The 6,598-nt window shown below is 56.1% G+C and carries 6 protein-coding genes; all 6 read right to left on the bottom strand.

Features of this window, described 5'->3' with window-relative positions; all coding sequences use genetic code 11:
- Positions 1-846 (bottom strand): ABC transporter substrate binding protein (locus VJ651_RS15390; protein WP_324108295.1); only part of this gene is annotated, 846 nt, incomplete at its 3' end.
- 188 nt (positions 847-1,034) lie between these two features.
- On the bottom strand, positions 1,035-3,095 hold the full coding sequence (locus VJ651_RS15385) for a TonB-dependent receptor (RefSeq protein ID WP_324108294.1): 2,061 nt from the start codon (positions 3,093-3,095) through the stop codon (positions 1,035-1,037).
- A gap of 97 nt (positions 3,096-3,192) precedes the next feature.
- Positions 3,193-4,035, bottom strand: a complete 843-nt coding sequence (locus VJ651_RS15380) for a hypothetical protein (RefSeq protein WP_324108293.1) — start codon at positions 4,033-4,035, stop codon at positions 3,193-3,195.
- Entirely contained in the window at positions 4,032-4,838 is an 807-nt protein-coding gene (locus tag VJ651_RS15375; protein ID WP_324108292.1) for a citryl-CoA lyase, read from the bottom strand. Before VJ651_RS15375 ends, VJ651_RS15380 begins: the two co-directional genes overlap by 4 nt.
- Positions 4,839-4,854: 16 nt before the next feature.
- Entirely contained in the window at positions 4,855-5,604 is a 750-nt protein-coding gene (locus VJ651_RS15370; RefSeq protein ID WP_324108291.1) for an SDR family oxidoreductase, read from the bottom strand.
- A 9-nt stretch (positions 5,605-5,613) separates the two neighbouring features.
- The coding region (locus VJ651_RS15365) for a thiamine pyrophosphate-binding protein (protein ID WP_324108290.1) at positions 5,614-6,598 on the bottom strand (985 nt) is incomplete at its 5' end.

The following is a 6,598-nucleotide window of genomic DNA, read 5'->3' as shown; positions in this document are numbered from 1 at the left end:
CAGGACGAGCGGCAGGATGATGGTTTCATCGACCGTGGTCGCGTCCTGCGGCAACCAGATGGCATCGCGCCGCGCTTCGCTGTAAGCGAAGGCGGATTCATACAGACGCGCCGCACTGGCAAGATCGCGCGCCTCGTGTGCCACCAGCTCCAGGCCTTGCGCCTTTGCTGCTTCACGGGCGAACTTGATCAGCCATTCATTGTTCTGCGGGTTGTAGATGACGATCACCCGCTTGACGCCGGGCAGAAGGTTTTTCAGGCGAGAGAACAGCAAGGCCGGGTCCGGCGTCAGGCTCACGCCGGTCAGATTGCGCGTTTCGTTCTCCGGCACCGCGAGTACACCACCGACCACGACCGGAATATCGCGATCGAGCCCCGACACCGCCTTCAGTCCCTGTCGGCCCAGCGCAATCACCACTTTCGCGCCGTTGCGTTTCAGCTGCGCCCCGAGTTCGGCAGATTCCACGTTCGGCCCGATCGGATAATGACGCACCGCGGACTTCGCGCCGTCTTCGATGCCCTCGATGATCCTGGCGAAGATGCTGCGATACGGTTCGCCGATATCAGGATAAACAATAGCCAGCGCCCCCGCCGTCGCAGCAAAGTCGCCGCGTCGCGTCTGGTCTCCCAACTCGGCCAGGGTAATCGGGTTGAAGTCTTGATGCCTGGCTTTAAGCCCGCTTTCAATCGCGAACTGAACTGACGGCGGATTCGCTTGATTGGCCGGAGCAAGCGGCTCCGGCTTCGCAGACAGCATTCCCTGGCCGGCATGGGCGGCAGCCAGCGCGAGCAGCAGCAAGAAGCCGAACCCGAAACGCAACGCGCCAATCTGCAAGCAGCTCATCATTGAGCATTCCCAGCGAACATATGCCTTTTTGAAACAAACAGTTACCGACTGTATCGAAGGATAGCGCAGATGGATGCTTTGGAGAAAGATTCCTGAGTGGCGCACGAAGCGCCCCACGCTAAATTACAACGCGCCGGAAATGAGGTCGGTAACGACTTGCACTTTCCCGAGTCGCATTCAGATCAACGCTACAGGCTATGCTGAACCTGGAAATAAACGGCCCGACCAGGCAACGGCAAATCGAATGGAATATTCCCCGGCGCGAAGCTCGGCTCCCTCGCGTCGCGATTAAACAGGTTAAGCACCGTCGCGCGGAAATCCCAATTGCCGGCAAGTTTTTCTCGCTGCAATGTCATGTCGACCGTGGTGTAGTCGGCAATCTGCGGACGGTTGTCACCTGGCTGACGCCGACGATCGGCAACGTGATTGATTGTGGTACCCCATTGCCATGACGGAGCCAAGCGCCAGTCTGCTCGCAAGAAAAGACGCTTGCGCGGAGCCAATCCCGCATCCTGCCCAGTCGCCTCATCTGTGGAATGCTGGAGTGAGTAACTACCTGTCAAGCGCAGGTTCCGCGTCGCATCCCAGGTTGTCTCCAATTCGAGGCCGCGTCCTGTTTGGTCACCGGTATTCTGCGCTGTTGAGCCCGTAGTCGGATCAGCATTCGCTGTAAAGCGAATGATGTCCCTCATTTTGTATTGAAACAGGCTAAGGCTGGTCTCCAGACTCGATGCCGGCCGCCAGGAAAACGCAAGTTCGTTGGTTGCTATGGTCTCAGGCTTGAGGCTGGCATTACCGATTGTTACCGGATTGTTGATGCTATAAAGCTCGGTGAAATTCGGTGCCCTGAACGCGCGCCCATGCATCGCCTTCACAGTCAAATTGTACGCAGCGTCCCATACCAAAGCGAGACGTGGATTGGTTGTACTTCCAAAATCCGAATAACGGTCGTGGCGAACGCCTGCTGTAAGCGACCAGTCTTTTGCGAGGTTCCACTCGTCTTGAGCGACGACATAAGCTAAATGTCGCTTATGCGGTTGCATGTAGATGAACGAGGGATTGCCAGTGGCATCGACGATGCTCGGCAACGGGAGAAACACCGGACCAGCACCTGGAACTGTTACCAAGTTGAAGTTCTTGAATTCACTCGTGTCGTATAAATCCTCCTCGCGGGCGCCAACTCCGATTCTGACTCGATGATCGTTGATGCCAGTATAGAAGGCCGACCAACTGACATGTGTGTGCCGCTCGGAATGTCCGGGGTTACCAAACACTCCATTCGGGAATGCCCCGCCAAATGCTCCTGGCGGAAATAACATATACGCAGGATTTCCTGGCCGTTCCTTGATGTCGTAATAGCCTAAGACTGCTGATACGTCCCAGTTCGGTGCCCAGTTTGCGTTCTCATAGGTGAAATCCAGATATAAACGTGAAGCTGGCGCTCGGCCATTTGGGTCTAGACTTTCTGCCAAGCCGGCGCCAGCACCAACTTCGCGCCCTTGGAAGGTGGCGCGAAAACGCCATTTCTCAAAAGAGAGGTCGGCGCGAGCATCGATCGCATTACGAAATGAATTGACCCGTCCTGGGGCAAGCGACGCGTTAGTACCAAAGACAGGGTCAAGCAATGATTGAAGATCGCGCTGAATGACTCTGTCCTGACCATCAGTGTGACCTACACGCAGGTAGAAGGCGGCCTCCATTGGTCCCAAATTGCCACCATGCTGAATCCATGCATCACGTGTATCGAAACTGCCTGCTCGAAAACCATACTCGGTGCCATTTACATCGGCTGAGGTCTTCGTAATAACGTTTATCACGCCCGAATAGGCATCCGCCCCGTAAAGAGCGGAGCCTGGGCCACGAATAATTTCGATACGCGCCACATTCTCGAGCGGCATACCACCCCAAACTTGACTGCGATTACCAGTAAAGACGTTTGTAATCGGGATGCCGTTAACTAGCATCAAGACCTGAGGGTTATAACCGGTAAATATGCCGCGAAAGCTATAGATTGGATTAAAGGCCTGAGAATAAACCGACACATGTAAACCAGGGACGCTTTCGAGCGCCTGATCCAGGTCAGTAGCTCCCATGGCCTGAATATCCCGACTGGTAATGACCGTCGCCACCGCGGGTGCGCGCGTGATAGATTGCTTGCTGCCAGTTGCGATACTGATTGTCGCTTTATCGCCATATGCAAGAGCGAGATCCTCCTCATCCGAGGTCTGGGCAGAAGCAACGTCGACCAACGAGAGAGCGAGCGCGGCACAAAGCGCTCGACGTCGAAACGGTTGCATAAATAGTTCCCCTTTAATATCGCGCCAACCAGCCTAACTGAAATCAGGTCTAAGTCTGCTCCTCATCAGTCCTGCCCTTCCTCCGCCAAGGGCGTCGCGGTCTTCCTTCGTACAGGATATCACTACATGAAATCGGGTATAAAGTACCTTCAGGGTGCTCTGATGCTTCGATAAGACATGGCTGCATCCCGGCCAGGAATGCCGGGAACGAAAAGAGGTAATAGTCGCGTGGCGAGAACCCTAAATCAGCGACCAGTGCCGCCGCTAGTCCGCCGTAATTCATCTTCATTCGCAGGCGGCCTTCAAATAGGAACTGTTCGATCTCGAACGCCAATTTAAGATATGGCCCCTCACCAAGGCCAAGCTCCTTATTCAATGCAAGCAGATGCTGATTGCGCTCATCACCGTTAATCAGCGGCCTGCCATATCCGGCAATACTTCGATGTGTATCCAGTTCTTCACGAATACACATCTCGAGATTAGCCCCTTCAGCCAAGCACTTTCGCGTACGCAATAGGAAATCAATGGCACGCATATCAATGCCGCGCCCATAAATCGACGCTTCCGAGACGGCCAACGCGGCTGCCACACCAAGGTTCCCTGTACTTCGCACACTACCTGCAAGCGCCGCAACTCTGTTATTCCAAAGTCGCACATCCGGATAGCTGGTATAGGTCCAGAGCGAATGGAGTAATCGCAACTGCGCTCTGGAGAAGCGGCGCCCGGTAATGCCAAACATGTAGAGCTCCACCCAGTCCATGTCCTTGAGCTCTGTATGCAGGTCATGGCCTCGAAAGATCACATGACTCCCCGGGAAAAAAGCCCCCATGCGGCTTTTTAGCACGCCGACATTCTCACGCAACAGATCCGGCCCTTTCGCCCCTGTCTTCATGGCTGTCCCCAATCGGATTCATCAACCAACTCCACTGTCCCAAATGGGAATTTCTTGTAGCCGAGCGGACGCTGTTCCAGTGCGTGAGCGGCAGCACCGGGCAGCCGCAACAACAGGTGAATCATTTCCGCCTGTTCAGGTGAGAACCCAAGGTCGGCGAATGCAGCTGCGGCAACCCCCGATAGAGCCAGAGGAATTCCGGCAAGCTTTTCCATTGCTTCCCTGTTCTCATTCAGCCAGGGCAGAAACGGTCCGGCCTGATATCGAACCAGGCAGGAAAGAGTTTGCGTCACTGTTGTAGCAGTACTGACGCCGTGCGGATCGAAGCCAGGGGTGTGATCAGCTTTTGGCCAAATACTTCCTGCAGACGTCGGGAAGTTGTCGAAGCGATTCTTCCATGCGTCAAGATCGGTGCCACAAGATGCCCAGCCTTCCATCGCAAGGAATATCTCCCGCCCCCCTGACAACTGCCCCGCGCCGACAGCAAGCGCGGCCATTAACGAAGACGCAGCTGTCGAGCCACAGACTCCGCCGCACATTGCCGCATGTATGGAAGCATCGCGCGGCCCTGGGTTGGCAAGGGCAACAGCCAAAGCCTCCAATAAATCCGCTTGCGCTGCCGTTGGCGGTTCCTCAAAAAACAGCAAGTAGAGCATCTCTACCCAGCGTGCTTGCCCCACCATTTCACCGTAAACATCAAAACCTCGGCAATAGGCTGCCTTGGTAGCAAATGGATTGTCCGGCTCGGATTCTTCTCGCCAAATTCGACTGCGAATGGCGTTCGGGTTTTCTTTTTCGCTCATTGTCTTTAGTCGCCCGCTATAACAAACTCATGCCGCCATCAACCACGATTTCTTCGCCGACCACATATGCGGAGTCATCGGAAGCGAGAAACAACGCAACCTTTGCAATTTCGTCGGGTGTTCCAAATCGCTTGATGGGGGATTTGCGCTCAATCTCCCCTTTGACGGCCTTGACCACTTCCGCAGGAAGTCCGAAGCGATCAAAAATCGGAGTGGCAATCGGCCCCGGGCTAATAGCGTTCACTCTTATGCCGCGCTCAATCAATTCCAGCGCTAGCGACTTCACGATAGAGCGCAGCGCGGCTTTGCTCGCGCCATATGTGCTGAAGTTGGGAGATCCCAATTGATTCGTAATCGAGGTCGTGACGATGATCGACGCATTGGAACTGAACAGCGGCAATGCTTTTTGAATCGTGAAGAACACCCCCTTGAAATTGGTATTCATGATTTCGTCAAAAAGCGACTCGGAGACATGTTCAATGGGAGCCGCCTTCGCCGCGCCGGCATTCAGGAGTAACACATCGATTGTTCCGAAACGCGCACGTACTTGTTCCACCAGCGACTCGATTGCGGAGATATCGCTTGCGTCACTGCAAATCGCGAGCGTTTCAATTCCCAGTTCCTGTTGTGCACGTGCCAAGCCCTCAGGATCTCTGCCCGTAATAATCAGAGACGCGCCCTCGTCCTTGAATAATTTCGCCGTCGCCAACCCAATGCCGCTGGTTCCGCCAGTGATCAATACGTTTTTTTCTTTTAACCGGTTCATCGTTTCTTCCTAAAGTAAATCTCTTAGAACGCGCATCCTCACAGTCATCGGCGGCACCTCCTCCGGATCCACCAACACATCCAGCAAGGTCGGCCCCGCGCGCGTGCACATCGCTTCCACATCGAGTTTCATCAAATCTTCCGGCGAGCGAATCGTGAAGCCTTCCGCCCCCAGCGCCCTCGCCAGCGCCGCAAAATCGGTCGGCGGCAGATCGCATCCGATCTGCTCCGCCTTGGCCAGCCGCTGGCCGTGCTTGACCATGCCCAGCGCTCCGTCGTTGAGCACGACAAAAACCACGGCGAGCTTTTCCGCGACGGCGACCGAGACTTCCTGCCCGTTCATCAGCATGCTGCCGTCCCCGGTGATGCATACGACAGGCGCGTCGGGATTGGCGGCGGCGGTACCGACCGCGCCGCCGATCGCCCATCCCATCGGGGCGTAATTCATCGTCACCCGCAGCCATCCGCCGGAGGTCTTGCGACGTCCGAGCGTTCGCTTGCGTTCGCTGCCCAGCCGGCGTTCACCGACACGGCGGTCTCTTGGGTGCAGATAGTGCGTGGACCAGGAGACGCTGTTGCCGGTATCGGCAAGGAAGCGCGTGGTCGGCGGGAACATCAGCCCAAGCTCGCGCATCAATCGTTGCGGCTTGATCGGCGTTGCGTCGCTCAGGTATTTGTCCATGTCCGACAACATGCGGTCGGGGTCGGATACGCGTGTGTCCAGATCGCGCGAGGCGCGCGCGTGCTCGATTTCGTAGGAAGCGTGCTTGCTCACGTCCTTCATGCGTTCTAGCAGGCGATTGAAAATCGAGAGAATGCGCCCACGCACATGAAAGCGCGCCATCGGGGTCAGCGCGAGGTGGTCTTCCGATTCGTCGATGTGCACCATGCGCTCGTTCAGCAGGCTGTCGCTCCAGCCGCCGCTGTTCCATTCGCCCATGCTGGCGCCGACCGCGAGAATCAGGTCCACCGATTCGTCGCGCAATGCCGCCTCC

The organism is Noviherbaspirillum sp., from assembly GCF_035254865.1.
Lineage (GTDB): Bacteria > Pseudomonadota > Gammaproteobacteria > Burkholderiales > Burkholderiaceae_D > Noviherbaspirillum.
Note: the sequence above shows the minus strand (reverse complement) of the source record. Positions and strands in the feature narration are given on the sequence as shown.